Genomic DNA, 23,890 nt, shown 5'->3' on the forward strand with positions numbered 1-23,890 from the left:
ATGCTGAGTTTCATTGCCCGCCGCAGCGCTACAGGACTGTTGATGCTGGTCGCCCTGAGCGCCCTCATCTTCATCCTGCTGCGGCTGGCGCCCGGCGATCCGATCGATGCCTATATCAATCCGTCCAGCCCGATGTCGGCTTCCGACCTCGAAGTCCTGCGCGACCGGCTTGGGCTCGACCAGCCGCTTCCCGTGCAATACCTCGCCTGGCTTCGCGCTGCGCTCGGCGGCGACTTCGGCTATTCGATCCAGCGCAGCGGCGTTGGCGTGCTGCCGCTGGTCATGGAGCGCATCGGCCCGACCGCGCTGTTGATGGGCACCGGCCTGGCCATCGCCATCGTGCTCGGCATTTCCGCCGGCATCTTCAGCGCCGTCCGCCGTAACACGCTGCCCGACATCGCGCTGTCGGTGGTTTCCTTCGTCGGCATCTCCAGCCCGGCGTTTCTGACGGCACTTCTGGGATTGTACTTTTTCTCGGTGCTGCTGCGCTGGGCGCCATCAGGCGGCATGCAGACCGCAGGCGCCCCTTTTTCCGTAGCGGACGTGCTCGCGCACCTGGTCCTGCCGGCCTGCCTGCTGTCCATCGGACACGCCGCGCTGATCATGCGGTACATGCGCGCGTCGCTGCTGGAAGTAGTCAACCAGGACTATGTGCGGACCGCACGTGCCAAGGGCGTGCGCGAATTCTGGGTGATCATCAAGCATGCAACCCGCAATGCGCTTTTACCGGTCATCACCCTGATCGGGTCGACGGTCGGCATAGCGATCGGCGGCGCCATCTTCCTCGAAAGCGTGTTCAACTGGCCGGGCATGGGCCTGCTGCTGGTCAACGCCGTCGGCACAAGGGACTACCCGGTGATCATGGGCGCCACTCTGGTAATCGGCATCTGCGTCATTCTGGTCAATCTCCTGACCGATATCGTCTATGCCGTCGTCGACCCGCGCATCCAGGTGTCGTGATGACGATCACCGCACCAGCTCCGACAATCGACCCGACAGCCGGGCCGCAAACCAAGGGACCGCTTCGCCGCGCGCTCGGCCGGTTCTTTGAAAATCGTGCGGCGCGCGCCGGTCTGCTTATCGTCGTCCCCATTCTGCTGGCGGTCTCGACCTATTCCCTGTGGTGGCCGTTCAGCCCCAACGCCATCGATCTCAGGGCGATCAACAAGGGGCCGTCCGCCATTCATTGGCTCGGCAGCGACGGCGTCGGCCGCGACGTCATGGCCCGGCTGCTGCAGGGCGGACGGATCTCGCTGCTGGTCGCCGTCTGCTCGGTCGCCATCTCGATCGTCATCGGCTTCCTGGTCGGCGCTGTCGCCAGCTTCGGCGGGCGCCTTGTCGACGGCACGGTGATGCGCTTCGTCGACCTCGCCATGACGCTGCCGCCGGTGATCTTCCTGCTCGTGCTCGCTTCGATCGCCGGCACCGGCATCGCGCCGACCATCCTGGTGATCTCGCTGCTCTCCTGGCCGGTGCTGTCGCGCATGGTGCGCGCCCGGCTGCTCGAGCTGCGCGAGCGTGACTTCGTCGTCGCCGCCCGTGGCATGGGGGCGGGGCTGCCGCATCTCCTGTTCCGCCACGGCCTGCCGAACTGCATCGACATTCTAGTCGTCTACGCCACGCTGCAGATCGCCAATGCCATTCTGCTCGAAGCCGGCCTTTCCTTCCTCGGCCTCGGCATCGCACCGCCCGAAGCCAGTTGGGGCAACATGCTCAATCTCGCCCGCTCCACCATGGTGCTCGAGCAATACCCCTGGCAATGGATGTTTCCCGGCGCCGTACTCGTGCTCACCGTGCTGGCCATCAACTTCATCGGCGATGGCCTGCGCGATGCATTCGACCCTCGTTCCGATCTCAACTGACCTGAAGGTTTTTGAAAAAATGCCCCTGTTTACCGGTGTCGTGCCACCCGTCGTCACCCCACTCCATTCCGATCTCAGTGTCGATTTTGCGTCGTTCACGCGGACCATCGAAAACCTGCTCGACGGCGGCGTTCACGGCCTGTTCGTGCTCGGCTCGACCAGCGAGGTGGTCTTCCATGACGAGGCCGGCCGCCGGGCCATCATCGAGCACGCGGTCAAGGTCAACAATGGCCGCGTTCCGATCTTCGCCGGGGTCATCGACCCGACAACCGATCGCGTCATCAACCACGCCCTGATCGCCAGATCGGCCGGCGCTGACGCCGTCGTGGTCACCGCGCCGTTCTATGCCCGCACCAGCCAGCCCGAGATCGGCGATCACTTCCGCTACATCAAGGACGCCGTCGACATCCCGATCATCGCCTACGACATCCCGGTCTGCGTCCATGTCAAGCTGGAGCGCCAGACCACCGTCGGCCTTGCCAGCGAGGGCGTTATCGCCGGCATCAAGGATTCCAGCGGTGACGACGGCAATCTGCGTTATGTGCTCAAGGACATGGCCAACGACCCGAATTTTTTCGGCATGACCGGGTCCGAGATCCTGGTCGACAGCGTGCTTGCCATGGGCGCGCATGGGGTCGTGCCGGGCCTCGCCAATGTCGACCCGCACGGCTACGTCAGGCTGTGGAACCTGATGCAGGCGGGTCAGCACGCCGAGGCCCGCCTGGAGCAGGAGCGGCTGTTGAAGCTGTTCGAGATCGTCTGGATCTCGCTCGGCAGGACGAGCGCCGGCTCGGCCGGGGTCGGTGCCTTCAAGACCGCGATGAGGAGCCTCGGCATCATCGCCTCCAACACCATGGCGCGGCCGCAACGCAGCCTGAACGACGAGGAAGGCGCAAAGGTCGACATCATCCTTCGCGACGTCGGCTTGCTGCGCTGACCGTGGACGCTCCGATCCTCTCGATTTCCGGTCTGCGAGCGGTGTTCCGTATCGCCGGACGCGACATCGCCGCCGTGCAGGACGTCGACCTGGTGATAGGTTCGGGCGAGACGGTTGCGCTGGTCGGCGAGTCGGGATCGGGCAAGTCGGTCACCAGCCTGTCGATCATCGGCCTGCTGCCGAAGAAGGTCGGACGCATTGCCGAGGGCTCGATCGCGCTGCGGCGCAGGGACGGCACGGTCACCGAACTGACCGGCCTCGATCCCGAGTCGCTGCGCAAGGTGCGCGGCAACGACATCGGCATGGTGTTCCAGGAGCCGATGACCAGCCTCAACCCGGTCTACAGCATCGGCGAACAGATCGCCGAGCCGATCCGCATCCATCTCGGCAGATCGCACCGTGATGCGGCCACTGATGCCATGCGGCTGCTGGCTCAGGTCGGAATTCCCGACCCTGATCGGCGGGCGCGGCAATACCCGCATGAGCTGTCGGGAGGGATGCGCCAGCGCGCCACCATCGCCATGGCCTTGTCGTGCGATCCGACCTTGTTGATCGCCGACGAGCCGACCACCGCCCTCGACGTCACTATCCAGGCCCAGATTCTCGACCTGCTGGCCGCGCTGCAGGCGCAACGCGGCATGGGCATTCTGTTCGTCACGCACAATCTCGGCGTCGTTGCCAAGATCGCCGACCGGGTCGCGGTGATGTATGCCGGGCGCATCGTGGAATCGGGTCCGGTGAGCGAGGTGTTCAACCGTCCGCGTCATCCCTACACCGCCGGGCTGATGCGTTCGGTGCCGCGGCTTGGCCAAGCCACCACGCTCAAGGCAGCAGGAACGCCGCTGCCGACCATCGCCGGCAATGTTCCATCGCTTGCCTTGCTGCCCAAGGGCTGCTCTTTCGCGCCGCGTTGCGCCCTGGCTGTCGATGCCTGCCGCACTGCTGTACCGCCATTGTTCGCGGCGACGTCGACCCAGCAAAGCCGCTGTTTGCGCTGGGAGGATCTCTGACAGTGGACGCTCCCTTCCTTTCAGTCAGGAACCTGACCAAGCATTTTGCGCCGACGGCGTTCTCGCGCGGTCCTGTCGTCAGGGCGCTGGACGATATTTCCTTCGACATCGCGCGCGGCCAGGTGGTCGGCCTCGTCGGCGAATCCGGGTCTGGCAAGACCACGATCGGCCGCTCGGTGCTGCGTCTCATCGAGCCGACGTCCGGCGAAATAAGGTTTGACGGCGTCGATATCACCAAGCTGAGCGCCGGGCCTCTGGCTCGCCAGCGCCGCAAGATGCAGTATATTTTCCAGGATCCGTTCGCCAGCCTGTCGCCGCGCATGACCATCGGTCAGATCCTGACCGAAGGCCTCGATATTCAGGGCATCGGCAGCAGGCGCGAGCGGCGGGCGAAGGCTGAGAAGGCGCTTGCTGCTGTTGAGTTGCCAGTCGATGCCTATGATCGCTACGCCCACGAATTTTCGGGCGGGCAGCGCCAGCGCATCGGTATCGCCCGGGCGCTTACGCTCGAACCCGAATTCATCGTCGCCGACGAGCCGGTCTCTGCCCTCGATGTCTCCATTCAGGCGCAGATCATCAATCTTTTGCGCGACCTGCAGGTCCGGCTCGGCCTGACCATGCTGTTCATTTCGCATGACCTGGCCGTCGTCGAATATATCTGCGACACGGTGATCGTTCTCTACCTCGGCCGCATCATGGAAGTCGCGCCTGCTGCCGCGCTCTATGCCCGGCCGCAGCATCCCTATACGCGCGCGCTGCTCTCGGCCATTCCGTCGCTCGACCCGCTGGCCAGGCAAGGCCGGCAGGTGCTGAAGGGCGACATTCCAAGCCCGGCAAATCCGCCGACCGGGTGTGTTTTCCGAACCCGCTGCCCGGTTGCCCTCGACGCTTGCGCCGGCATCGTCCCGCCATTACGGGCAACAACGTCCGATGGCCATTTGAAGGCCTGCATTCGCGACGACATCGCTTGAGACAAGACCCGACAAGGCGATTTACTTCGCGTGCTGTCTGAGAGACTCTCCGAAGGAAGGCGAAGAACCGGCCGCCAGCTTGCTGCCCAGAAAAGCCCCCGCCAAGCTCAACCGCCTCAATCCCGAGAGATCGATTTCCGAAGCTTCTCGAAAACCAACAGCTTGCTTTTGCGCACGCCGTCTTCAAGCAGGCTTCCGTTTGCCAGGTGCGCGGCGATGGCGCTGGCCAGCGCGCAACCCGTCCCGCGCATCGATCCGCCAAGACGCGGCGCATCGAAGCGGATGGGCTCTTGATCGGCGCGCAGCAGGATGTCCGTCGATCGACACCCCGCCGCGTGGCCGCCCTTGATCAGCAGGGCCTGCAATCCGGCGGTGAGCAATTTCTGACCTTGTTGCAATGCGGCGTCCTCGTCGATGGCCAGGTCTGAGCCGGCAAGGACAGCCAGTTCGATGAGGTTGGGTGTGACGAGACGGCAAAGCGGGATGAGTTCATGCTTCAGGACGCCGATAGCGCCTGTGTCCAGAAGCGGCCAACCCGAAGAAGAGACCAGCACCGGGTCGATGACTGCCGGTATCTGTGGGTTTTGGCGCAGCACATCCGCGACGGCGACGATGGTTTGCTCCGTCGCGAGCATGCCGATTTTGATCGCCCCGACCGCATTGGCTTGCAGCGCGGCACGCATCTGATCGGCCACCAGACCGGGTTGCAAATTGTGGATTTGCGTGACGGCTTCATGCGTCTGCACCGTCACGGTGGTAATGGCAAGGCAGGTGCGCAAGTCGAGGGCGGAGATCGTCTCAATGTCGCGGACTATGCCGGCGCCGCCGCTGGAGTCCGAGCCGCCGACGACAAGCACATGCGGTTCGCGCCTCAACGCCATCGCCCCGTCTTTTCGACCCACTCGCGCGTTCGCGCTTCCGGATCGGCATCCAATGTGATGTCAGTCACTACCGCGGCGCTGTCCGCACCGGCACCGAAGACGCCCTCGATCCGGTCGGGATTGAGGCCGCCAATCGCGACCAGAGGTGTCGGCGCGATCCGGCGCTTCCATTCGCCAAGCCGTTTGAGCCCCTGCGGCGCCCATTTCATCTGTTTCAGGATGGTCGAGTAGACAGGGCCGAGCGCGATATAGTCCGGTCTGGCGGCAAGGGCTGTTTCGAGTTCGAGATGGTCGTGCGTGCTGAGGCCGAGACGGAGACCCGCAGCCCTTATCCGGGTAAGGTCCGCCGCTTGCAGATCTTCCTGTCCGAGATGAATGAAATCGCAGTCCTCCTCGATCGCCAGCCGCCAGAAGTCATTGATGATGAGCTGGCATTTGTATCGGGCGCACAAGGCCTTCGCCTTGCGGATCTCGGCGCGCAACGCAGCCTCGGCGAGGTTCTTGACGCGAAGCTGCACCAGCCTGACGCCGAGCGGCGCCAGCCTTTCAATCCAGGCGGCGCTATCGACGATCAGATAAAAAGGATCGAGTCTCATTGAAAGACTGCCCGGCCAATTGTCGGCGTCGATGGGACGGCGAGGTCGCGCGGCTCGAGTAGGCCGGAGCGATAGGCCTCACGGCCGGCATCGACCGCCTTGCCGAACGCGCGCGCCATGCCGATCGGATCGGCGGCCTTGGCCACCGCCGTGTTGAGGAGCACCGCGTCGAAGCCGAGTTCCATCACGAGAGCCGCGTGAGATGGGCGGCCGAGGCCCGCATCCACGATCAGCGGGACATCCGGGAAATGGCCGCGCATCGAGCGGAGCGCGGTGATATTTACCGGTCCAAGCGCAGAACCGATCGGCGCGCACCAGGGCATGAGCACTCTGCATCCGGCTTCCAGCAATCGCTCGGCGACGACGAGATCGTCCGTCGTGTAAGGAAATACAGCAAAGCCGTCGTCGCACAAGATTCGCGCGGCCTCGACCAAGCCGAAGACGTCAGGCTGCAGCGTGTCATGATTGCCGATCACCTCGAGCTTGATCCAGTTCGTGCCGAAGACCTCGCGCGCCATATTTGCGGTCGTGACGGCTTCCTTGACGGAGTGACAACCGGCGGTGTTGGGCAGGACATGCAGCCGCAGCGATTGGATAAGCGACCAGAATTTCTCGCCACCCTTGCCGCCGGCCATTTCGCGGCGCAATGAGACGGTCACCGCGGACGCGCAGGATGCCTTGACCGCATCGGCAAGAATGGCGGGCGAGGGGTACTGTGCGGTGCCGAGAAGCAGGCGCGACGGAAGCTTGGTTTCGTAAAGCTCGATCACGTTACTAACCTCCTTGCATGGGTGAGAGAATTTCGATCCGGTCGCCGTCCTTCAGCTGGAACAGCGCCCGCTCAGTCGCGTGCACAAGGTCGCTGTTCACGGCCGTTGCAAGCCAGTTGCCCTCGTAGTCAAGCGCTGCGAGAAGCTCCGCCAGGGTGGCGGCGGTGATCTCATGCGCTTCGCCGTTGACCGTCAGTTTCATCAGCAAGTTCCACCGGTTTGTCAGAATCGAAAACAAGGTCGGCCGCCCGGCGCGCCATGGCGGGGGCCAGAAGGAAACCATGGCGGTAGAGCCCGTTGATCGCGACGGTCCTGCCATGCGCTTCGACGCGCGGCAGGTTGTCGGAAAACGCCGGGCGAATGCCGACGCCCGTCTCAACGATCGCGGCCTCGCCGAAGGCGGGATGAACCGAATAGGCGGCGTTCAGGAGTTCCATTATCGCCCGCACCGTGACCGGCTCCGTGGACAGACTCTCGACCATCGTTGCACCCGCCATGAAATGGTGGTCGGCGCGCGGCGCCAGATAGAGCGGCAAACGCGGGTGCAGCAGCCTGACCGGGCGCGACAGCGAGATGTCCGGTGTACGCAGGATCAGCATCTCGCCGCGAACGCCGCGAAGCCTTTCATCGCTGGACGCCATTCCTATGCAGTCGATCTCGCGGTCGAATCCCGTCATGTGCAGGGCGTCCATTCCGAAGCGGAACTCGACGCCGCTTCCGGCGAGTTTTTCATGCAGCGCCGCCATTGCACGGCGTGGGTCGAGATGGGCTTCGCCCGGGAAGAACAGCCCGCGACGGAAGCGGCCGGCGAGATCGGGTTCCAGGAGCGCGATTTCGTCTTCGTCGATCCGCCGATGACCCGACGTGCGGCTTGCAAACCGGTCGAGTTCGCCCGCATCCCGCGGCGTTGCCAGAACGAGCGTTCCGGCCCGCGTGACATGACCCGGCAGGACCGCATCCCACCAGTCGGCGGCATCGCGTCCGAGATCCAGCACCGGCTGCTCGGCGCTTTCGCGCTCGCACCAGGGCGCCAGCATGCCGCCGGCCATCCATGATGCGTTGCCGCCAAGGCCATGCCGGGTCTCGGCAATGGTTACCGCAGCACCGCGGGCGGCGAGTTCGAAGGCGGCGGTGAGGCCGGCGACGCCAGCCCCTTTGACCAGCAGCCTCATGACGGCTCCGGCATCTTCGGCATGGGCGGTTCGCCGTCCACCGGCATATAAAGATTGCCGCCCTCGCGGTACTTCGCGGCCATCGCCGCCATGCCCTCTTTCTGTGCCTCGGCCCGAATGTCGTGGGAGATGCGCATCGAGCAGAATTTCGGCCCGCACATCGAGCAGAAATGCGCCAGCTTGTGCGCCTCCTTCGGCAAAGTCTCGTCGTGGAAGGAGCGCGCGGTTTCGGGGTCGAGCGACAGGTTGAACTGGTCTTCCCAACGAAACTCGAAGCGTGCGCGGGAAAGGGCGTCATCCCTGACCTTCGCCGTCGGATGACCCTTGGCGAGATCGGCGGCGTGCGCGGCTATCTTGTAGGTGATGACGCCCGTTTTGACGTCGTTGCGGTCGGGGAGACCGAGATGCTCCTTGGGCGTGACATAGCAGAGCATCGCCGTGCCGTACCAGCCGATCATTGCCGCGCCGATGCCTGAGGTGATGTGGTCGTAGCCGGGTGCGATGTCGGTGGTCAGCGGCCCAAGCGTGTAGAAGGGCGCCTCGCCGCAGACTTCGAGCTGCCTGTCCATGTTCTCCTTGATCTTGTGCATCGGAACATGGCCCGGCCCCTCGATCATGACCTGGCAATCCTTGGCCCAGGCGACCTTTGTCAACTCGCCGAGCGTTTCTAGTTCGGCGAACTGCGCCGCGTCGTTGGCGTCGGCGATCGAGCCGGGACGAAGGCCGTCGCCGAGCGAGAACGACACGTCGTAAGCGCGGCAGATGTCGCAGATTTCCTCGAAATGCTCGTAGAGGAAGCTTTCGCGGTGATGATGCAGGCACCACTTGGCCATGATGGAGCCGCCGCGCGACACGATGCCGGTGACCCGGTCGACCGTCAGCGGGATGTAGTGCAGCCGCACACCGGCATGGATGGTGAAATAGTCGACGCCCTGTTCGGCCTGTTCGATCAGCGTGTCGCGGTAGATTTCCCAGGTCAGGTCCTCGGCGATCCCTCCGACCTTCTCAAGCGCCTGGTAGAGCGGCACGGTTCCGATCGGCACAGGCGAATTGCGGACGATCCATTCGCGGATGTTGTGGATGTTGCGACCGGTCGACAGGTCCATGACGGTGTCGGCTCCCCAGCGGATCGCCCAGACCATTTTTTCGACCTCTTCGGCCATCGACGAGGTGACGGCTGAATTGCCGATATTGGCATTGATCTTGACCAGGAAATTGCGGCCGATGATCATCGGCTCGCTCTCCGGATGGTTGATGTTGGCGGGAATGATAGCCCGTCCGCGCGCTATCTCGTCGCGCACGAATTCCGGCGTGACGAAGTCCGGGATCGCCGCGCCGAAAGAGTTGCCGTCGCGCTGCATCCCGCCGCGTAAGCTCTCGCGGCCGAGATTCTCGCGAATGGCGACGAACTCCATTTCGGGGGTGATGATCCCGGCGCGCGCATAGGCAAGCTGCGTCACCGCTTGGCCCGTTTTTGCCTTTAGCGGCCGGTGGCGCACGGGAAATTCCGGCGTCAGGCGCTCACCTGACGCAAAGCCGTTGTCCTCCGGCCTGACACTGCGGGCATCGTGGAATTCGACGTCGCCGCGCACCGTCACCCATTCATTGCGAAACCTGGCGAGGCCCTTTTCGATGCTGGTTTCGACAGTCGGGTCCGTATAGGGGCCGGACGGATCGTAAACGGTGACAGGCGGTTCGCCCNCAGTATGAACTGGATCAGGTTCAACGGGTCACTGCGCCGCGAAAGCCAGCAGTATCTCAGCCCCTTGCCGGGACCCCCCTGGTGAATGGGTCAAATTGAGCGGGCGATCGCCATTTTGTCAAGCGCATTCGGCCCATCAATCGGCAACGCTTGCTGGGCGCGCGCGGACGAACTATTGAGCCTGCGTTAGCCATTTGGGCTGCGGCACAGCCTGCAGCAGGCTTTGCGTATAGTCGTGGCGAGGCGCCCCGAACAGCGCCGCGGTTTGGCCTTCCTCGACAATCCGTCCGTCTTTCATGACCATGATCCGGTCGGCAAAATGGCGCACGATCGGCAAGTCGTGTGTGATGAAAATATAGGAGAGGCCGAGCCTCGTCCTGAGGTCGGCCAGAAGGTCGATCACCTGCGCCTGGATAGAGACGTCGAGCGCCGAAACCGCCTCGTCGCAGACGATCAGTTCCGGCTCGCTGGCAAGCGCGCGCGCAATGGCGATGCGCTGTCGCTGGCCGCCGGAAAACTGGTGCGGGTAGCGCTCGGCGTGCTCCGGCAAAAGCCCAACCAATTCCAGGAGCTCTGCCACTCGAGCCTTCCACTTGTCCTTCGGCAGGATATCGCGGTGGATCACCCAGGGTTCGGAAATGATCGAATAAACGCGCATGCGCGGATTCATCGATCCGTATGGGTCCTGGAAGACCATCTGGACCTTGCGCCGAAACGCCATGAGGCGCTTCCCATTCATGTCGAAGATGTTCTCACCGGCAAAGACCGCCTTGCCGGCGCTTGGCGCGTTCAGCCCCAACAGCATGCGCGCGACGCTCGATTTGCCGGACCCGGACTCGCCGACGATGCCGAGCGTTTCTCCTCTCCTGACCTCGAAGCTTATGTCGTCCACCGCCTTGAACGTCCGCTTGCTGCTAAAAGCTCCGGAAGCAAGCTCATAGTGTTTGGTGAGATGTTCCACCTTGAGCAGCGTCTCGCCGGCGATCGCCGTCGAACGCTTGTTGGGCGCCTCCGCTGCGTTACCGTGGGGCAGGGCGGCGATGAGGCGGCGGGTATAGGCGTGCTGCGGATTGCTGAAGACCTCCCTGGCGATGCCCGTCTCGACGACCTTGCCGCCGTTCATGACGATAATCCGGTCCGCCATGGACGCGGCGACTTCGAGGTCATGGGTGATCATGATCAACGCCATGCCGGTTTCGCGCTGGAGATCGCGCAGCAGATCGAGGATCTGCGCTTGCACGCTGACGTCCAGAGCGGTCGTCGGCTCATCGGCGATCAGGATGTCCGGTTTCAACGCGATCGCCATGGCAATCATCACGCGCTGGCGCTGTCCGCCCGAGAACTGATGCGGATAGAAGTCGACGCGGTTTTGCGGCTCTGGAATGCCGACGCGCCGAAGCAGTTCTATCGTCTTGGCGCGTGCGCCCTTGCCGCTCTCTGCGCCGTGGCTCTCATAGACCTCCTCGATCTGGCGCCCCACCGTGTAGACCGGGTTCAAATAGGCGAGCGGATCCTGAAAGATCATCGCTATCCTGCGGCCGTTGATGCTTCGGCGCGCCTCGGCACCGAGGCCTGACAGTTCGACGCCATCGAAGAGGCAGGAGCCGGCCACGATGTCGCCTGGCGGACAGTCGATGAGATCCATCACCGTGCTGGTGCTGACGCTCTTACCCGAACCGCTTTCGCCGAGGATCACCAGCGTCTCGCCACGGCTGACGTGGAAAGAGACATCGTCGACGGCGCGTATCGGTTCATCGTTCGAAAGAAAATCGACGGTCAGACACTCGACCTTGAGAATGGTCGCGTTGCTCATCGGGCAGCTTTTCGCAATGTCTGAAGGCGCCAGCGTTGCTGCGGATCGGCAACGGTGCGCGCCCAGTTCGAGAGGATGTTGAGCGACAGCGTCGTCAGCATGATTGCAAGGCCCGGCCAGAATGCGATCCACCAGGCGGTGGCGAGATAGCCGCGGCCGTTTGCGACCATTGCGCCCCAGGTGAAGTCGGGTGGCTGAATGCCGAGGCCAAGGAAACTCAGCGCCGATTCCGACAAAATGACTGTCGCGAAATCAATGGCTGAAATTGTCACCAATGTCGGCAGGACAAGGGGGCCGATGTGCCGGATGATGATCCGGGCCGGCTTTGCACCCATGGCTCGCGCCGCGCTGACGAACATGCGCTCGCGCAGCTCCAGCACTTCCGCACGCGCCGTTCTGAGGTAGATCGGCATGCGCGTGACGGCGAGAACGATCACCAGGTTGGTGATGCTCGGACCCAGCGTGTAGAGCACGATGAGCGCCAGCAGCAGCGAGGGAAAGCTCATGACGACATCGGCCAGTCGCAGGATGAGATGGCTGTACCAGCGCTCCGAATAGCCCGCGATCAGGCCCAGTGTCCCACCGACCAGCATCGACGCGTACACCGCCGCCGCGGCAATGCCGAACGTGTTCTGCGCGCCGACAATCAGCCTGGCCAGGATGGGCCGGCCGAGGGTGTCGGCGCCAAGGACGTAGATCCAGCCACTGGCCAGCGAGAACGGGGCGAGGTTGCGCTGGCGCAGCCCGAGCCGCGATGCGGCGTCGCCCACCAGCCACGGGCCGAGGACCGCCGCGATGACGACGATCGCCAGGAAAATAGCAGCGGCGAGCGCAAGCCTGTCGCGCTTCAAATAGGCAAAAATCACGCGGCCGCTGCCTGGAACGGCCGCCGGCTTGATGTCGGGGGTGATGATCGTCATGGCTCAGTACCGGATGCGCGGATCGAGAACCGCGTAGAGCAGGTCGATCGCGATGTTGAGGATGAAGATGGCGGTTGCCGTCACCAGAATGGTCGACTGGACGACGGCAAAGTCGCGCTGGATGATCGAATCGATCATCAGCTTGCCGATGCCGGGCCAGCCGAATATCGACTCCACGACGACGGCGCCGTTGACAAGGCTGGTCGCCAGGTCGCCGGCGACCGTGACGACCGGCAGCAGCGAGTTGCGAAGCGCATGCCCGAAGATGATCTTCTGCCGCGGCAGGCCCTTGGCCCTTGCGGTCTTGATGTATGGAGAGGCAAGCGCCGACAGCATGGTTCCGCGCACGACCTGCACCAGGAGACCGAAAGGGCGAAGCATCAGCACGAAGGTCGGCATGATCCAGTGGACCCAGGTGCCGGTGCCCGATGTCGGCAAAAGCCCGAGCCCCACGGCGAAGACAAGGATGCCGACGATGGCGACCCAGAAATCCGGCGCACTTGCGCCGGCCAGCGAGACGAGGCTGGCGATACGGTCGAAGATGCTGCCCGGCCGCGCGGCCGCCAAAGAGCCGACAAGGATTGCCAAGGCGGTCGACAGCGTGATCGCGACGACGGCCAGCTTCAGCGTTTCCGGGAACGCCTCAAGCGCGACCTGCATCGCCGAGCGGTTCTGGCGCAGCGATTCACCGAAATCCAGCTGCAGCAGATCGCGCAGATATCCCAGAAACTGCCAATGGATCGGCTGATCGAGGCCGTTCAACCGCGCGAACGCGGCCCGAGCTTCCGCAGTCGAGTCCAGAGGCAGGTACAAGGCGGAAGGATCGCCGGTGAGCCGTGTCAGGAAAAAAACCAAGGTCAAAAGACCGATGACCGATAGGATGCTGTGCGACGCCCGGCGTCCAAGATAGGTTATCATTTCGGATGCCCTTCGGCGGATATCGACGGAGGCAACGGGTCGGGGGCGCAGGGCGACGACCGCCTGGCGCCCCCGTATCGCTCAGTCTTTGATGGCGATATTGGCCAGCGGTATTTCGCTGTTGGTGGTGATATCGGGCTTCCATTCCAGCCTGGTGCCAACCCGGGTGTAGCCGATCATGTGGAACATCGGGATGTCCGCCACCACTTCGTTGCGGGCCTTGCCGAAAATCGCCTTGAAGCTGTTGGTGCGGGCTTCGCCGGTCGCCGCCAGTGCCTCGTCTATCTGCTTGTCGAATGCCGGATCGGCCAAGGTCGAGTAGCTGCCACTCGATCGATAGAAGATCGGCACCGTGAAGGCCGCATCGCCCTTGTTGTTGTCATGCATCATCTGCAGGAGATTGGGGCCGCGCTCCGCCGGGAACGGCTTTTGCAGATAGCGTAGCCAGTCGGCGACATCGAGCATGGTAAGCTTGACGTTGAGGCCGGCGTCCTGCCACATCGTCATCATCGCCTCCATCGCTTCGGCGCCATTCGGATAGATGCCGTTTCGCCCGATGAGCTTGATCTCGGTGTCGACTGCGACACCCGCCGCGCGCGCCTCTTCGATGAGCTTTTTCGCCTCTTCCGGATCATACGACCAAGGCTCGAGCGCATCGTCATGGCCGTTGATCCCGGAGACGACCATCTGCGACGCACGCTTGACGTCGTCGCCGAACAGCTGCGCAAGGCCTTCCCAGTCGATCGCCAGGTTGAGCGCCTTGCGCACGCGCAGGTTGTCGAGCGGCGGCTCGGCGGCATCGATGCGGATGGCAGTGGTTTCGGAGTTCAGGTAGGCGAAATCCGTCTCCGGATTGCTGGCGTCCTGGATGGCAATCGACGGTGTCAGGTCGGCTTCCCCGGTCTCCACCATGGCGGCTCGAATCGAGGATTCGGGTCGCCAGACATAGGTTGCCTTGGTGATCTGCGGCTTGTTGCCCCAATAGCCGTCGAACGCGTCCAGCACCACGGTCTGCGGGGAAAAGGTCGACAGCGTGAACGGGCCGGTGCCGACCGGATCGTTCACCGCCTGGTCGACCGGCGTCTTCGGCGAGACGATCATGACCACGCTCAACAGCGTCGGCATGATGGGCTCGGGCCTGTTCGACTTTATTTCGACGGTCAGCTTGTCGACCGGCGTCAGCGTCAGTTTGGCATCACCGAATTTCGCAATGTTGCTGCAGGTAAGCTTGCCGCTGATCATCCTGTTGATGGAGAAGACGACCGCATCCGCATTGAGTTCGGTTCCGTCCTGGAATTTGACGCCCTCGCGCAGCTTGATCCGCCAGGTGGTCGGGTCCACGCTGGTCCACTCCGTCGCCAGTTTCGGCTGGGGCTGTCCGCTGACCGGATCGATGACGGTCAACGATTCAACCACGTTTTGGCTGAGTATCTGGCCGACATTGGTGATGATGGTGCCGCAGGGCTCCAGATTGGCCGGCTGCTCCGGCAGGACGATACGGATCTCCTGCGCCGCTTCCTGTGCGACGGCCGATGGCGCGGCAGCGGTCATCAAAACGACAGCTGCAATCGTATGAATGCTTCTGTTCATGTCACTCCTCCCTTGATCTTCCATTTGGGATCTTCCGTTTTGGCTGGCGCACGAGACGATCCTCCTCATCCCGTTCGGCCGACGATTTGCCGATCTCGCGGCGGCTAGGCGGCGATCTTCTCGATCAGTCCGCGCAGCACGTCTTTCTCCTGCGGCTTCAGATCGGTCAGCGGCGGCCGAAGCGGGCCGGGTGTCCGTCCGATGAGTTCGACGCCGGCCTTGATGATCGACACCGGATAACCTTGCTCGCGATCGCGCAGAGCCGCGAACGGGAAGAAGAAGCCGTGCAGGATTTCTTCCATCACATTGCGATCACCTGTCCGCATCGCCCTGTAGAAGCGCTGTGCCAATTCCGGCACGAAATTGAAGACCGCGGAGGAATAAGTCGTCACGCCGGCGCCGTTGAAGCCCTCGGCAAACAGCTCATGTGTGGGCATGCCACCGATATAGCAGAGCCGATCGCCGAGCTTTGCAGTGACGTGGCGGACAAGATCTATCTTGCCTGTGCCGTCCTTGAACCCGATGAGGTTTGGGCACGCGTCAGCAAGGCGGGCGACCGTGTCGGCATTGGCGACCGAGTTCGCACGGTTGTAGATGATGACGCCGAGGCCGGTGGACTGGCACACGGCTTTGACATGCCGAAAAATCCCTTCTTGCGAGGCCTCCATCAGATAGTGAGGCAGAAGCAGGAGACCGTCGGCTCCCGCAGCCTCGGCGCGGCGGGCGATTTCCGTGGCGAGCGCCGTGCCGTAACCGCAGCCGGCGATGATCGGCACGTCTCCCGAGGCATCCTTGGCCGCGCGGGTAACGTCGGCGACCTCTTCCGGCGACAGCGAGAAGAATTCACCGGTGCCGCCGGCCGCGAACAGGGCAGCGGCACCGAACCCCGACAGCCATTCGACATGCGCGCGATAGCTTTCGAGATTGAGGCTGAAATCCTCGTTGAAATGCGTGACCGGAAACGACAGCAGCCCTGAAGCGACACGCGACTTAATTTCATCTGGCGACAAAGGAACTCATCCCACAAATTAATATGATGTCATCTCAATTCATATGATGAGTATCCAGACGAGTCAACCGCCGGTGTTGTCCTGATTTGTCGGGCGCCGGACGGTCAGGGTGCGATAGCGCTTTATCCCGGTCACCAAATGGCGGCGCATCGCCTCACGCGCCTTTTCCGGGTCGCGGGCGAGGATCGCATCGGCGATTTCCCTGTGCTCCTGCAGAATCGGATGGTCGCGATTGGGCAAGGGGTCGACGCCGCCCATCATCGTCTTGAACTTCACCCGCGGGATCATCCGCCGGCCGACATGTTCGAGGAAGGCCTTGAACCTGGCGTTGTTGGTTGCGGCGGCAATCGCCATGTGGAACTGGAAGTCGGCATCGTCCGTGGGTTGCCCTTGCGCCATGAGGTCGGCGAACCTTTCGACCTGGGCCTCGATTTCGGCCTCTTGGGCCGGCGAGCTGCGGGCGGCGGCAAGGCCGGCTGCCTCGACTTCGATGCCGATGCGCAGCTCGAGCTCTTCGATGATGTCCGAGATCTTGTTCGTTTCGTCAGTGAACAGCTTCAATCCCTCGTCGACGGGTTTCGGGCCGAGAACGAAGACGCCGGCGCCTTGCCGCGATTCCAGCAGCCCATCGGCACGAAGCGCGGCGATGGCCTCCCGGACCACGGTGCGGCTGAACCCGAACCGGTCGATCAGCGCGGGTTCTGTCGGCAATTTATCGCCAGGCGCATAAAAGCCGGCTTCGATCTGGCCGCGTAGGGCGTCGGCAACCTGAGAGACGAACGACCGCCGGGACGTTCGATGTTCGGCCTGCTGCATGGGTCCTCCCAACTTTGCCGGATCTGAGGATCCATACTCCCAGTGCGGGCCAAAAGCGAGGTCATCATATGAAAATTCGTCGTTCGATATCTCGAACTTCTTAATGTCATCATATGGCTTCTGTGCTCAGTGTCGGCCATCAATTCGCCCGTCGTGCTGGGACGGCGATCAGCGAAATCCACGCAGTAGCGGCTTTCAGGCTGCGGCCGGCAGGTGATCGCGGACCCACCTGACGATCTGTCCCGCCGTCATTGCGCCGGATGTGCGCGCAACCTCCCGTCCGCCGTGGAAGAGGATCATGGTCGGGATCCCGCGGATGCCGAGTCTGGCTGCAACGGCCTGCTCATTGTCGGAATTGAGCTTGATCAGTCGAACATGCGGCTCCAGTTCGTTGGCTGCCGCTTCATAGGCCGGCGCCATCATCTTGCACGGGCCGCACCATGGGGCCCATATGTCGACGACGACGGGGAGGCTGCTTCGCGTGACCTGGCGATCGAAACTCTGTGCATCGACGTCTGCCGGATGACCCGAGAACAGCCTGGAGCCGCACTTTCCGCATTTCGCGTCCCCGGCATCGCCTGCCGGCGGCAGGCGATTGACCCCGCCGCATTTGCCGCAAACCACCAGTTTTTCCTGCGTCATGCCCATTTACCCCTTTATGCGCGTCGATCGTCGCCGTCACGATGCGGTCTTGAGTGGAGGATTCTGCGCAAAAGCGACCGCGTCCGAAACCTTGGCCAATTCTGCGGCGATATCGGCGAGCTTTCGATCGGCGTCGACCTTGCACCACGCCGACGGAGTGGCGTTTCGTTGCAATTGCCGCGACAAGATATCGACAGTGGCGTCGGAAGGACCGCCGCTGCGCTCGCTTACCCGTCGCCAAAGAACGAGCGGATCCGCCTCCAGCCAGAATCCGGCGAAAGCAACGTCTCTGCCGTTTGCCGCCGTCTCGATGCGGTCGCGATCGGCCGGCCTGTCGAAGACGGCGTCGGCGACCACCGAACCGCCTTCGGCAAGGATCAAGTCGGCACGCCATGCCATTTCGCGGTAGACGCGGTCCGACACATCAGGTCGATAAGCCCTGTCCGGCAGCTTCGTTTCGGCCGGCACCCCATGCAGGGCTTTGCGGATGCGGTCGCTTTCGACAATGCGTGCGCCGGGCGGCGCGCCGACATGTGCGGCGAGTGCCTCGGCAACGGCCGTCTTGCCGGAGCCGCTCAAGCCGCCGATGGCGATCAGCCGAGGAGGTTTTTCCTGGAGAAGTGTTCGGGCAAGCTCGAAATAGGATCTGGCCTCGGCAATCAGGCCGCCGGGCATGTCACTGCCTTCCTCGACCTGGGTTGCGGTGACATGCGCGCGCACCGCGGCCCGCACTGCCATGAAAAACGGCAGGAGGATGAAGCCGTCCTCGTCGTCTGCTTCGTCGAGATAGCGGTTCATCACCAGGTTGGCGAGTTCCGGAAAGCCGCGATGCCAGAGGTCCATCAGCAGGAAGGCCAGATCGTAAAGCACATCTATGCTGGCGATCTGGTCATTAAATTCGATGCAATCGAAGAGGCGGGGCTCGCCGTCGAAGAGACAGATGTTGCGCAGATGCAGATCGCCGTGGCAGCGCCGGATCTTGCCTGCCGCCCCCCGCCGGTCGAGCAGTTCGCGATGACGGGCGAGGGCGGTGCGGAGGATTCCGGCGAATGCCTTGATCTCGGTTTCGTCGAAAACATGGCTGGTGGCGAAGCCGGCTTCGTTGATGGCGAGCACGCCTGCCAGGTTCGAGGATCCGCTGCCGTTGTGGACCTCCGGCGCGCCACGATGATAGCGCACGATCATGCGCGCGACATCCGTCATCAGCGCAGGCGTCAGTTCGCCACCGACTGCCATTCGGTCGAGCAGCTTCGACTGATCGAAGCGGACCATCTCGATCGCCGCATCGACCAGTTTGCCGCTTCCGTCGAAGGCCAGCTCGCCGCCGGCCTCGCGGGTGACGCGCCGCACCCCCAGATAGGGGCCGGGGGCAGTCCTGGAGTTGAAATCGACCTCCTTCTCGCAAGCGGCGAGCCGCAGCGCCGGGGTCGAGAAGTCGACATAGGGCAGCTTGACCGCTCGCTTGATCTTGTAGGCGCGCTGGCCAACCAGGAATATCCGCGAGATATGGGTCTCGATCGCCTCGACCGGTCCGCTCTCGCCATATGCGGCAGGGTCCATCAACATCGCGGCCACGGATTGCTGATCCTCGACGATCATCGGATGCCTCTTTGTTTTGTACCCAACCTGGGGCGCCAGCGAGCGTGGTCGCTGAAATTCCACGCCATCAGGCCCTTGCTGCCACAGCGCCTGGATATAACCAGCCAGGTCACGAATGCGTTCCGTGATGCTGCTGCTCCGGTGTTCGGGGCGTATTCTTGGCGTCCTCCAGCGGCCTGAAACCTGTTGGCGTCGGCACGTGGGCATGTTGATACGGATCAAATGATGACCGGCGGCGTTCTTGACTCAGCGCTAGCAGCGCGCCGAGCCGTCTCGCTGTTGTTGCAACGACGATTGGCTTTGGGGCAAAATCGGGAGCAGCCGCCATAGCTTTCAGGACGATACTTGCCGTTACGGGACCGCACGAGGGAGACGGTGATCTCAAGCCTGCCGCCGACCTGTGCAACGAGATCGGCGCCTCTCTTGCTGTTCTGGTCGTTGCCGTAGCTGCGCCGCCACCAGTCGGGGAGTATGCCGCGGTCGTTTCAGAAGCCTGGCTCGACGAGCGTCGGGCCGTCGAGGATCTGTTGAAGAAGCGGACTGCTGACCTGTCGGCTTTTCTCGCCGGCAGCGTGCTTTCGGCCGATGTCTCCAGCGAATATCCGGAAGCCGGCTGGGCCGACGACACCATCGGCCGCCGTGCCCGCTATGCCGACATTACGGTCATTGGACCGGAGCTGCTCGCCAACGAAACGCTGAAAAGCAAAGCGATCGAAGGCGCATTGTTTTCTTCGGGAAAGCCCTTGCTGCTCATCCCCGCGGGGGCGCAGCCGACCCTGAAGCCGAAACGCGTGCTGATTGCATGGGACGCCCGTCTGGAGGCATCGCGTGCCGTCCGCGAATCCCTCGGCCTGCTGCCAGGCGCCGATGAGGTGCACCTCGTCATGGTCGATCCGGTGGAGGACGAGTACCGCCACGGGGCCGAACCCGGAGCCGACGCCGCCGCCTATCTCGCGCGGCATGGCGTGAATGTCACAGTCGACCGGCTGCCCAGCCTGGACCATTCAGTCGTCGACGTGCTTCGCCGGCACGCGCTCGACATCGCCGCCGACCTGATGGTGATGGGCGCTTACGGTCATTCCCGGTTGCGCGAGCGCATCTTCGGTGGCGTCACCGTCTCGATGCTTGAAGACCCGTCGATGCCGATCCTTATGGCGCGTTAGCCGCCGGCGCCCGTCATTGGCATCCCTTTTAAGTCCCAAGGGACACTGTTGCCGCCCATCTAGCCGTCTCATCGGTATCGGCGGAGCCGCGAATCTGTGGTAAGCCGCCGCTCAACCAACCAAAGGACGACACCTGTGAGCGAACCGACCGTGGCCGAGGCGACCGAAAGTATCTATGCCTCCCTCCGGGCGGACAATGCCGACATCGACGCGCATATCGCGACGCTTAAGGCGGCGATGACACGAGAAGGGATAAAACAGGCGGTGTTCGATCCGACCAGGCTGGCGCAGAACAACCGTTCGGGCCGCAAGCTGATGCAGGCTTATTTTCGGCAGCGCGGCGTGAGCGTGAGGTTTTCGGCCTCGTAGGGCGCACGCTGAGGCGCCACGGCCCGCCGGCAACCATTGTGGTCCAGGATCCGCCGGGGAGTTCAGGCAAGTCCGCTTTTGGCTTCTGTAGGCCGACATGCGGCTTCCGGCCCCGCCGACGTGAAAGTTCCTAGGAAATCGGCCGACAAATGGTCAATTCAATCACCTGCGCCGGCTGCCGAGCACATCGGCGACCGACTCGCCGCTTCTGGCCTTCGGATTTGACCGGCTATCGCATGAATCTGCTGCTTTGAGCGCTTCGGCGCGGTAAGCCTTGTCTAACGCTCCGATCCGTCGAACCGACGCGAAGAACCGTGGATAGTCGCCCGAACACAAATCGAACAAGCGGAGAAACGTCGCCACCTGATCGCCGTAGACGGAAGTCGCGGCGAGCTTCGCGTTGTTAATCGGAGAATCGAACCAGACATCGTATCCCTGGTATCCACGCCAGCGACTGTCGCGCATCTCTCGGTAGCGCATCCGCAGCCGTTCGATCGCGGCCATCTTCGCGGCCCGCTTCTGCTCAGAGGTAGCGCTGCCGTCATAGACATGGCTTAGCTCGTCCCGGGTCTGCGACACCAGCGCAAGAAATTGAGCTCTGCGCCTCCGGTCGGCTTTGTAACGGCGCAACTCGCCGGTATCACCAGCCGCGCGCAGCCATTTTCTCACGCCGGTTGTTTCGACGGCGACAGCGAATGCCTCGTTGAATGCGGAATCGTCCTTCACATAGACGCGTTGGTGGGCCAGCTCATGGAAAACTAGCCCCGCAAGATACGTTTCATCTTGGCTGAGCATCGTACTTAGCAGCGGGTCAATTGACCAGCCAAGCGTGGAATATGCAGTGATGCCCGTCACATAGACGTCCAGGCCCTGTCTCTGAAGTTCGACAGCGGTTTCAATCGCAGACCTTTTGGAGAAGTATCCTCGGTACGGAACGCATCCGAATACTGGAAAGCACCATGTTCGTGGCGTCAGCGAGAATTCCGGCGCGGCGAAGATGGCCCATGTCACCGCGTCCCGACCAACGTTAACATAGCTGCGGTAGCTATTGTTGTCCGGCAGCGCTAGTTCATCTATCGCAAACTGTCGGATGGCGCTCGCCGATTCCATTCGAGCGCGTAGTGTCCCAGGGATCGAAGGATCGTCGATCAGCTCTTCGACATCCTGGCGCGCCGCCATGATCTCCACGTGACCCTTCAAGGATTGTGCGTAGTAAGAAATGCTGGTGCAACCGGCCACGCCGGACATCACGATCGTCGCAGCAACCGAACGAAAAAATGCACGCATCACGGTTGCCCACGGCATTTGCTCACACGTCCGGATAGGGCAAACGTCGCAACTACGCCCGGTCCCAAACAGTGGCTCCAATTCGGTTGATATCCTGGGATGAGGGTTTAGGTTAGACGTTCGTCTTCGGCAAGATTGTCACAATGTGATCATTCGCTGCCAGATTGCCGAATGTCCGCTATAAGCCGGACACGGCGGCATGCGAACTATCCGCCTAGGAGGTCTTTTTCTCCTGGAGCTTCCGGTCGCATCCGGCCCACCGCTGTTGGTCCGCAATGCGCCGATGTCAGCCGTAGAGATGAACTTGTCTCTGCCTGGAAGCAGACATCGCCGGCGACGGCACCGGAGGTCACGGTTGCGCCAGCAGCGGACATATGCTCTGGACGCAGCGAAAGTCGCAATCCGGACCCCTTGCGGACCTACGGAAAGCTGCTCCGAGAGCGGAGGCGTCGAGTCATGATCGCGCGTCCCGGCTCGCCAAGCACGTGAAGTCGATCGAGCGGGTCGGCGGCATCGAGTCCTGGAACCTCCAGACCATAAACAAGGCTTTCGGACCGCCTCGAGCGCTTCTGAAGCCAGCAGATCCGCTACCGCCGAATGTATGGGCGCGGGAAGATCGACCTGCTTCAGGCCCGACTGATAGGTGCCTTCTGATGGCAAACTGCACCACAATTGCGTCAGATCCAACATTGCAGGCGATCTCACACCTCCAGATGCGCCTGCCCGAAGGCACCTCGTGGCGCAGGAGGCCAGCGTCAAACCCACAATGCCGATTGAAGCGCTTAAACGTGGGAGATGCGTCGGAGTGATCTCCAATGCGACTGACTTAGGCGACAATCAGGTCGTGTCGATCAGGAATCGCTCAAGCCGGGTGCGGATTTCTTCTCGCCAAGCTGCTTGGGCGGTACCTTGTTGAGGGCGATCTTCCGCCTACATGCTGTCAGAAAAGACCTCCCACACTAGGACAGAAGGCGCCCGTCCATCCTCCGCCTCAGGCGGAGCAGGTCATCGCAACCGTAGGAGAGACCGATGCAAGAGTCCCTCGTCGTCCGCCGCGAGACGCACATCCCGGCGCCGCCCGCCGCGGTGTTCGCCCTCCTGACCGATCCGGAGAAAATCCTGCGCTGGATGGGAACGGAGGCTGAGGTCGAGCCGCAGCCTGGCGGGCTCTATCTCGTCAATGTCACTGGGGCTCGCTGCGCTCGCGGCTCCTTCCGCGAGGTGGTGCCGGTGCACCGCCTGGCCTACAGCTTTGGCTGGGACGGCAGCGAGGTGGTGCCGCCGGGGTCGAGCCTGATCGAGGTCGACCTGATCGAGCAGCCGGACGGAACGCTGCTGCGCCTGACCCACACCGGCCTGCCTAACGCCGAGCAATGCGCCGGCCATGCGGAAGGCTGGGCCCATTACCTCGGCCGGCTGGCCGAGGTTGCGGCCGGGCGTGAACCGGGGCCGGACCCCTGGCATGGCAGGGACTGACTCTTTCCGCTCGTCGCTCGCAGGGGTGTCGAAGGCTGCCTCATCGAGGATTGGACCGTGAGTCTGGAGGATGGCGTCTATGTAAAGGAGTAGTTGTGCCGGCGGCAGTCCCATGGCCTCGCCCTGAATGTCACCTCTCCCTTAAGTACGCCCTTAACGACGTCCCGTCCGGTCCCGTTGAGGGCGTCCTCACGTGACAACATGACAGGCAGAAGCGCCATCCCGCGGCGCGGATGACAGGCTAGTGGCCGCGGTGGCATAATCGCGGCATGGATCTGCCCGCGCCACTCGCCTGGTTGTTGGACGAGGCCGGCTCTTCGCCCGGCTCTGACTGGTTCCTGGCCGAGCTCGGCGGCCGGCTGCTGGCCGACGGCCTGCCGTTGGCC

22 protein-coding genes and 2 pseudogenes are annotated in these 23,890 nt (G+C 63.0%); 9 read left to right on the forward strand and 15 right to left on the reverse strand.

Translation table 11 applies throughout. The annotated features are described in order from the left end of the window. Genes X738_RS67910 through X738_RS67930 form a run of 5 tightly spaced genes read left to right on the forward strand, consistent with a single transcriptional unit; the run spans position 1 to position 4,780 of the window. Positions 1 to 960 carry an ABC transporter permease gene (locus X738_RS67910; protein WP_023801365.1) on the forward strand — a complete coding sequence of 320 codons (960 nt, stop codon included), beginning with the start codon at positions 1 to 3 and terminating at the stop codon, positions 958 to 960. Beyond that, positions 960 to 1,862 carry an ABC transporter permease gene (locus tag X738_RS67915; protein ID WP_023801366.1) on the forward strand — a complete coding sequence of 301 codons (903 nt, stop codon included), beginning with the start codon at positions 960 to 962 and terminating at the stop codon, positions 1,860 to 1,862. The genes X738_RS67910 and X738_RS67915 overlap by 1 nt, the downstream gene beginning before the upstream one ends. A gap of 19 nt (positions 1,863 to 1,881) precedes the next feature. Further along, positions 1,882 to 2,799 carry a dihydrodipicolinate synthase family protein gene (locus X738_RS67920; protein WP_031255749.1) on the forward strand — a complete coding sequence of 306 codons (918 nt, stop codon included), beginning with the start codon at positions 1,882 to 1,884 and terminating at the stop codon, positions 2,797 to 2,799. 2 nt (positions 2,800 to 2,801) lie between these two features. Next, complete coding sequence (locus X738_RS67925; RefSeq protein ID WP_023801368.1) at positions 2,802 to 3,809, forward strand: ABC transporter ATP-binding protein; 1,008 nt, start codon at positions 2,802 to 2,804, stop codon at positions 3,807 to 3,809. A gap of 2 nt (positions 3,810 to 3,811) precedes the next feature. After that, the gene (locus X738_RS67930; protein ID WP_023801369.1) at positions 3,812 to 4,780 is read left to right on the forward strand and encodes an ABC transporter ATP-binding protein; all 969 of its coding nucleotides are present in this window, start codon (positions 3,812 to 3,814) and stop codon (positions 4,778 to 4,780) included. Between the two features lie 116 nt (positions 4,781 to 4,896). On the opposite strand, the gene X738_RS67935 is transcribed toward X738_RS67930, so the two are convergent. From X738_RS67935 to X738_RS68000, 14 genes and pseudogenes are all read right to left on the reverse strand, one after another. Next, positions 4,897 to 5,661, reverse strand: a complete 765-nt coding sequence (locus X738_RS67935) for a hydroxymethylpyrimidine/phosphomethylpyrimidine kinase (protein ID WP_023801370.1) — start codon at positions 5,659 to 5,661, stop codon at positions 4,897 to 4,899. Continuing rightward, entirely contained in the window at positions 5,652 to 6,257 is a 606-nt protein-coding gene (locus X738_RS67940; protein ID WP_023801371.1) for a thiamine phosphate synthase, read from the reverse strand. The genes X738_RS67935 and X738_RS67940 overlap by 10 nt, the downstream gene beginning before the upstream one ends. Then, entirely contained in the window at positions 6,254 to 7,027 is a 774-nt protein-coding gene (locus X738_RS67945; RefSeq protein ID WP_023801372.1) for a thiazole synthase, read from the reverse strand. Before X738_RS67945 ends, X738_RS67940 begins: the two co-directional genes overlap by 4 nt. A 4-nt stretch (positions 7,028 to 7,031) precedes the next feature. Then, a complete protein-coding gene (thiS, locus tag X738_RS67950) occupies positions 7,032 to 7,229 on the reverse strand; it encodes a sulfur carrier protein ThiS (protein ID WP_023801373.1) in 198 nt (65 codons plus the stop codon). After that, positions 7,198 to 8,199 (reverse strand): glycine oxidase ThiO, encoded by a 1,002-nt coding sequence (gene thiO / locus X738_RS67955; protein WP_023801374.1) that lies wholly within the window; start codon positions 8,197 to 8,199, stop codon positions 7,198 to 7,200. The genes thiS and thiO overlap by 32 nt, the downstream gene beginning before the upstream one ends. Beyond that, positions 8,196 to 9,911, reverse strand: a pseudogene (thiC, locus tag X738_RS67960) (phosphomethylpyrimidine synthase ThiC); the annotation flags it as partial. The gene thiO and the pseudogene thiC, both read right to left, overlap by 4 nt. A 162-nt stretch (positions 9,912 to 10,073) precedes the next feature. Further along, positions 10,074 to 11,714 carry an ABC transporter ATP-binding protein gene (locus X738_RS67965; RefSeq protein ID WP_023801376.1) on the reverse strand — a complete coding sequence of 547 codons (1,641 nt, stop codon included), beginning with the start codon at positions 11,712 to 11,714 and terminating at the stop codon, positions 10,074 to 10,076. Further along, entirely contained in the window at positions 11,711 to 12,634 is a 924-nt protein-coding gene (locus X738_RS67970) for an ABC transporter permease (RefSeq protein ID WP_023801377.1), read from the reverse strand. Before X738_RS67970 ends, X738_RS67965 begins: the two co-directional genes overlap by 4 nt. A 3-nt stretch (positions 12,635 to 12,637) precedes the next feature. Next, a complete protein-coding gene (locus X738_RS67975; protein WP_023801378.1) occupies positions 12,638 to 13,552 on the reverse strand; it encodes an ABC transporter permease in 915 nt (304 codons plus the stop codon). An 81-nt stretch (positions 13,553 to 13,633) separates the two neighbouring features. Further along, complete coding sequence (locus X738_RS67980; protein ID WP_023801379.1) at positions 13,634 to 15,142, reverse strand: ABC transporter substrate-binding protein; 1,509 nt, start codon at positions 15,140 to 15,142, stop codon at positions 13,634 to 13,636. Between the two features lie 104 nt (positions 15,143 to 15,246). Then, complete coding sequence (gene kdgD / locus X738_RS67985; RefSeq protein ID WP_023801380.1) at positions 15,247 to 16,152, reverse strand: 5-dehydro-4-deoxyglucarate dehydratase; 906 nt, start codon at positions 16,150 to 16,152, stop codon at positions 15,247 to 15,249. A 63-nt stretch (positions 16,153 to 16,215) separates the two neighbouring features. Continuing rightward, positions 16,216 to 16,968 (reverse strand): FadR/GntR family transcriptional regulator, encoded by a 753-nt coding sequence (locus X738_RS67990; protein WP_023801381.1) that lies wholly within the window; start codon positions 16,966 to 16,968, stop codon positions 16,216 to 16,218. 195 nt (positions 16,969 to 17,163) lie between these two features. After that, entirely contained in the window at positions 17,164 to 17,610 is a 447-nt protein-coding gene (gene trxC, locus X738_RS67995; RefSeq protein WP_031255754.1) for a thioredoxin TrxC, read from the reverse strand. Between the two features lie 36 nt (positions 17,611 to 17,646). Further along, positions 17,647 to 19,209 carry a bifunctional aminoglycoside phosphotransferase/ATP-binding protein gene (locus tag X738_RS68000; protein WP_023801383.1) on the reverse strand — a complete coding sequence of 521 codons (1,563 nt, stop codon included), beginning with the start codon at positions 19,207 to 19,209 and terminating at the stop codon, positions 17,647 to 17,649. A gap of 527 nt (positions 19,210 to 19,736) precedes the next feature. Between X738_RS68000 and X738_RS0142630 the strand changes: the two genes are divergently transcribed. Both X738_RS0142630 and X738_RS68005 read left to right on the forward strand, forming a co-directional pair. Continuing rightward, positions 19,737 to 20,372, forward strand: a complete 636-nt coding sequence (locus X738_RS0142630; protein WP_023801384.1) for a universal stress protein — start codon at positions 19,737 to 19,739, stop codon at positions 20,370 to 20,372. A gap of 135 nt (positions 20,373 to 20,507) precedes the next feature. Continuing rightward, on the forward strand, positions 20,508 to 20,741 hold the full coding sequence (locus tag X738_RS68005; protein WP_023801385.1) for a hypothetical protein: 234 nt from the start codon (positions 20,508 to 20,510) through the stop codon (positions 20,739 to 20,741). 162 nt (positions 20,742 to 20,903) lie between these two features. On the opposite strand, the gene X738_RS68010 is transcribed toward X738_RS68005, so the two are convergent. Continuing rightward, positions 20,904 to 22,028, reverse strand: a complete 1,125-nt coding sequence (locus X738_RS68010; RefSeq protein ID WP_023801386.1) for an aminopeptidase — start codon at positions 22,026 to 22,028, stop codon at positions 20,904 to 20,906. Between the two features lie 1,029 nt (positions 22,029 to 23,057). Here X738_RS68010 and X738_RS68015 point away from each other — a divergent pair. Both X738_RS68015 and X738_RS87345 read left to right on the forward strand, forming a co-directional pair. Continuing rightward, on the forward strand, positions 23,058 to 23,504 hold the full coding sequence (locus tag X738_RS68015) for an SRPBCC family protein (RefSeq protein ID WP_023801387.1): 447 nt from the start codon (positions 23,058 to 23,060) through the stop codon (positions 23,502 to 23,504). A 269-nt stretch (positions 23,505 to 23,773) separates the two neighbouring features. Beyond that, positions 23,774 to 23,890, forward strand: a pseudogene (locus tag X738_RS87345) (adenylate/guanylate cyclase domain-containing protein); the annotation flags it as partial.

The organism is Mesorhizobium sp. L48C026A00, assembly GCF_000502375.1.
In the GTDB taxonomy this organism is placed as follows: Bacteria; Pseudomonadota; Alphaproteobacteria; order Rhizobiales; family Rhizobiaceae; genus Mesorhizobium; species Mesorhizobium muleiense.

Bases quoted from the DNA above. Each gene is read 5' to 3' on its own strand.
- X738_RS67920 (WP_031255749.1), top strand. From the start codon at position 1,882: ATGCCCCTGTTTACCGGTGTCGTGCCACCCGTCGTCACCCCACTCCAT.
- thiS (WP_023801373.1), bottom strand. From the start codon at position 7,229: ATGAAACTGACGGTCAACGGCGAAGCGCATGAGATCACCGCCGCCACC.
- X738_RS67975 (WP_023801378.1), bottom strand. From the start codon at position 13,552: ATGATAACCTATCTTGGACGCCGGGCGTCGCACAGCATCCTATCGGTC.
- X738_RS67990 (WP_023801381.1), bottom strand. From the start codon at position 16,968: ATGCAGCAGGCCGAACATCGAACGTCCCGGCGGTCGTTCGTCTCTCAG.
- X738_RS68015 (WP_023801387.1), top strand. From the start codon at position 23,058: ATGCAAGAGTCCCTCGTCGTCCGCCGCGAGACGCACATCCCGGCGCCG.
- X738_RS67910 (WP_023801365.1), top strand. From the start codon at position 1: ATGCTGAGTTTCATTGCCCGCCGCAGCGCTACAGGACTGTTGATGCTG.
- thiO (WP_023801374.1), bottom strand. From the start codon at position 8,199: ATGAGGCTGCTGGTCAAAGGGGCTGGCGTCGCCGGCCTCACCGCCGCC.
- X738_RS67980 (WP_023801379.1), bottom strand. From the start codon at position 15,142: ATGAACAGAAGCATTCATACGATTGCAGCTGTCGTTTTGATGACCGCT.
- X738_RS68010 (WP_023801386.1), bottom strand. From the start codon at position 22,028: ATGCGTGCATTTTTTCGTTCGGTTGCTGCGACGATCGTGATGTCCGGC.
- X738_RS67970 (WP_023801377.1), bottom strand. From the start codon at position 12,634: ATGACGATCATCACCCCCGACATCAAGCCGGCGGCCGTTCCAGGCAGC.
- X738_RS67935 (WP_023801370.1), bottom strand. From the start codon at position 5,661: ATGGCGTTGAGGCGCGAACCGCATGTGCTTGTCGTCGGCGGCTCGGAC.
- X738_RS67915 (WP_023801366.1), top strand. From the start codon at position 960: ATGACGATCACCGCACCAGCTCCGACAATCGACCCGACAGCCGGGCCG.
- X738_RS67965 (WP_023801376.1), bottom strand. From the start codon at position 11,714: ATGAGCAACGCGACCATTCTCAAGGTCGAGTGTCTGACCGTCGATTTT.
- trxC (WP_031255754.1), bottom strand. From the start codon at position 17,610: ATGACGCAGGAAAAACTGGTGGTTTGCGGCAAATGCGGCGGGGTCAAT.
- X738_RS68000 (WP_023801383.1), bottom strand. From the start codon at position 19,209: ATGATCGTCGAGGATCAGCAATCCGTGGCCGCGATGTTGATGGACCCT.
- X738_RS67940 (WP_023801371.1), bottom strand. From the start codon at position 6,257: ATGAGACTCGATCCTTTTTATCTGATCGTCGATAGCGCCGCCTGGATT.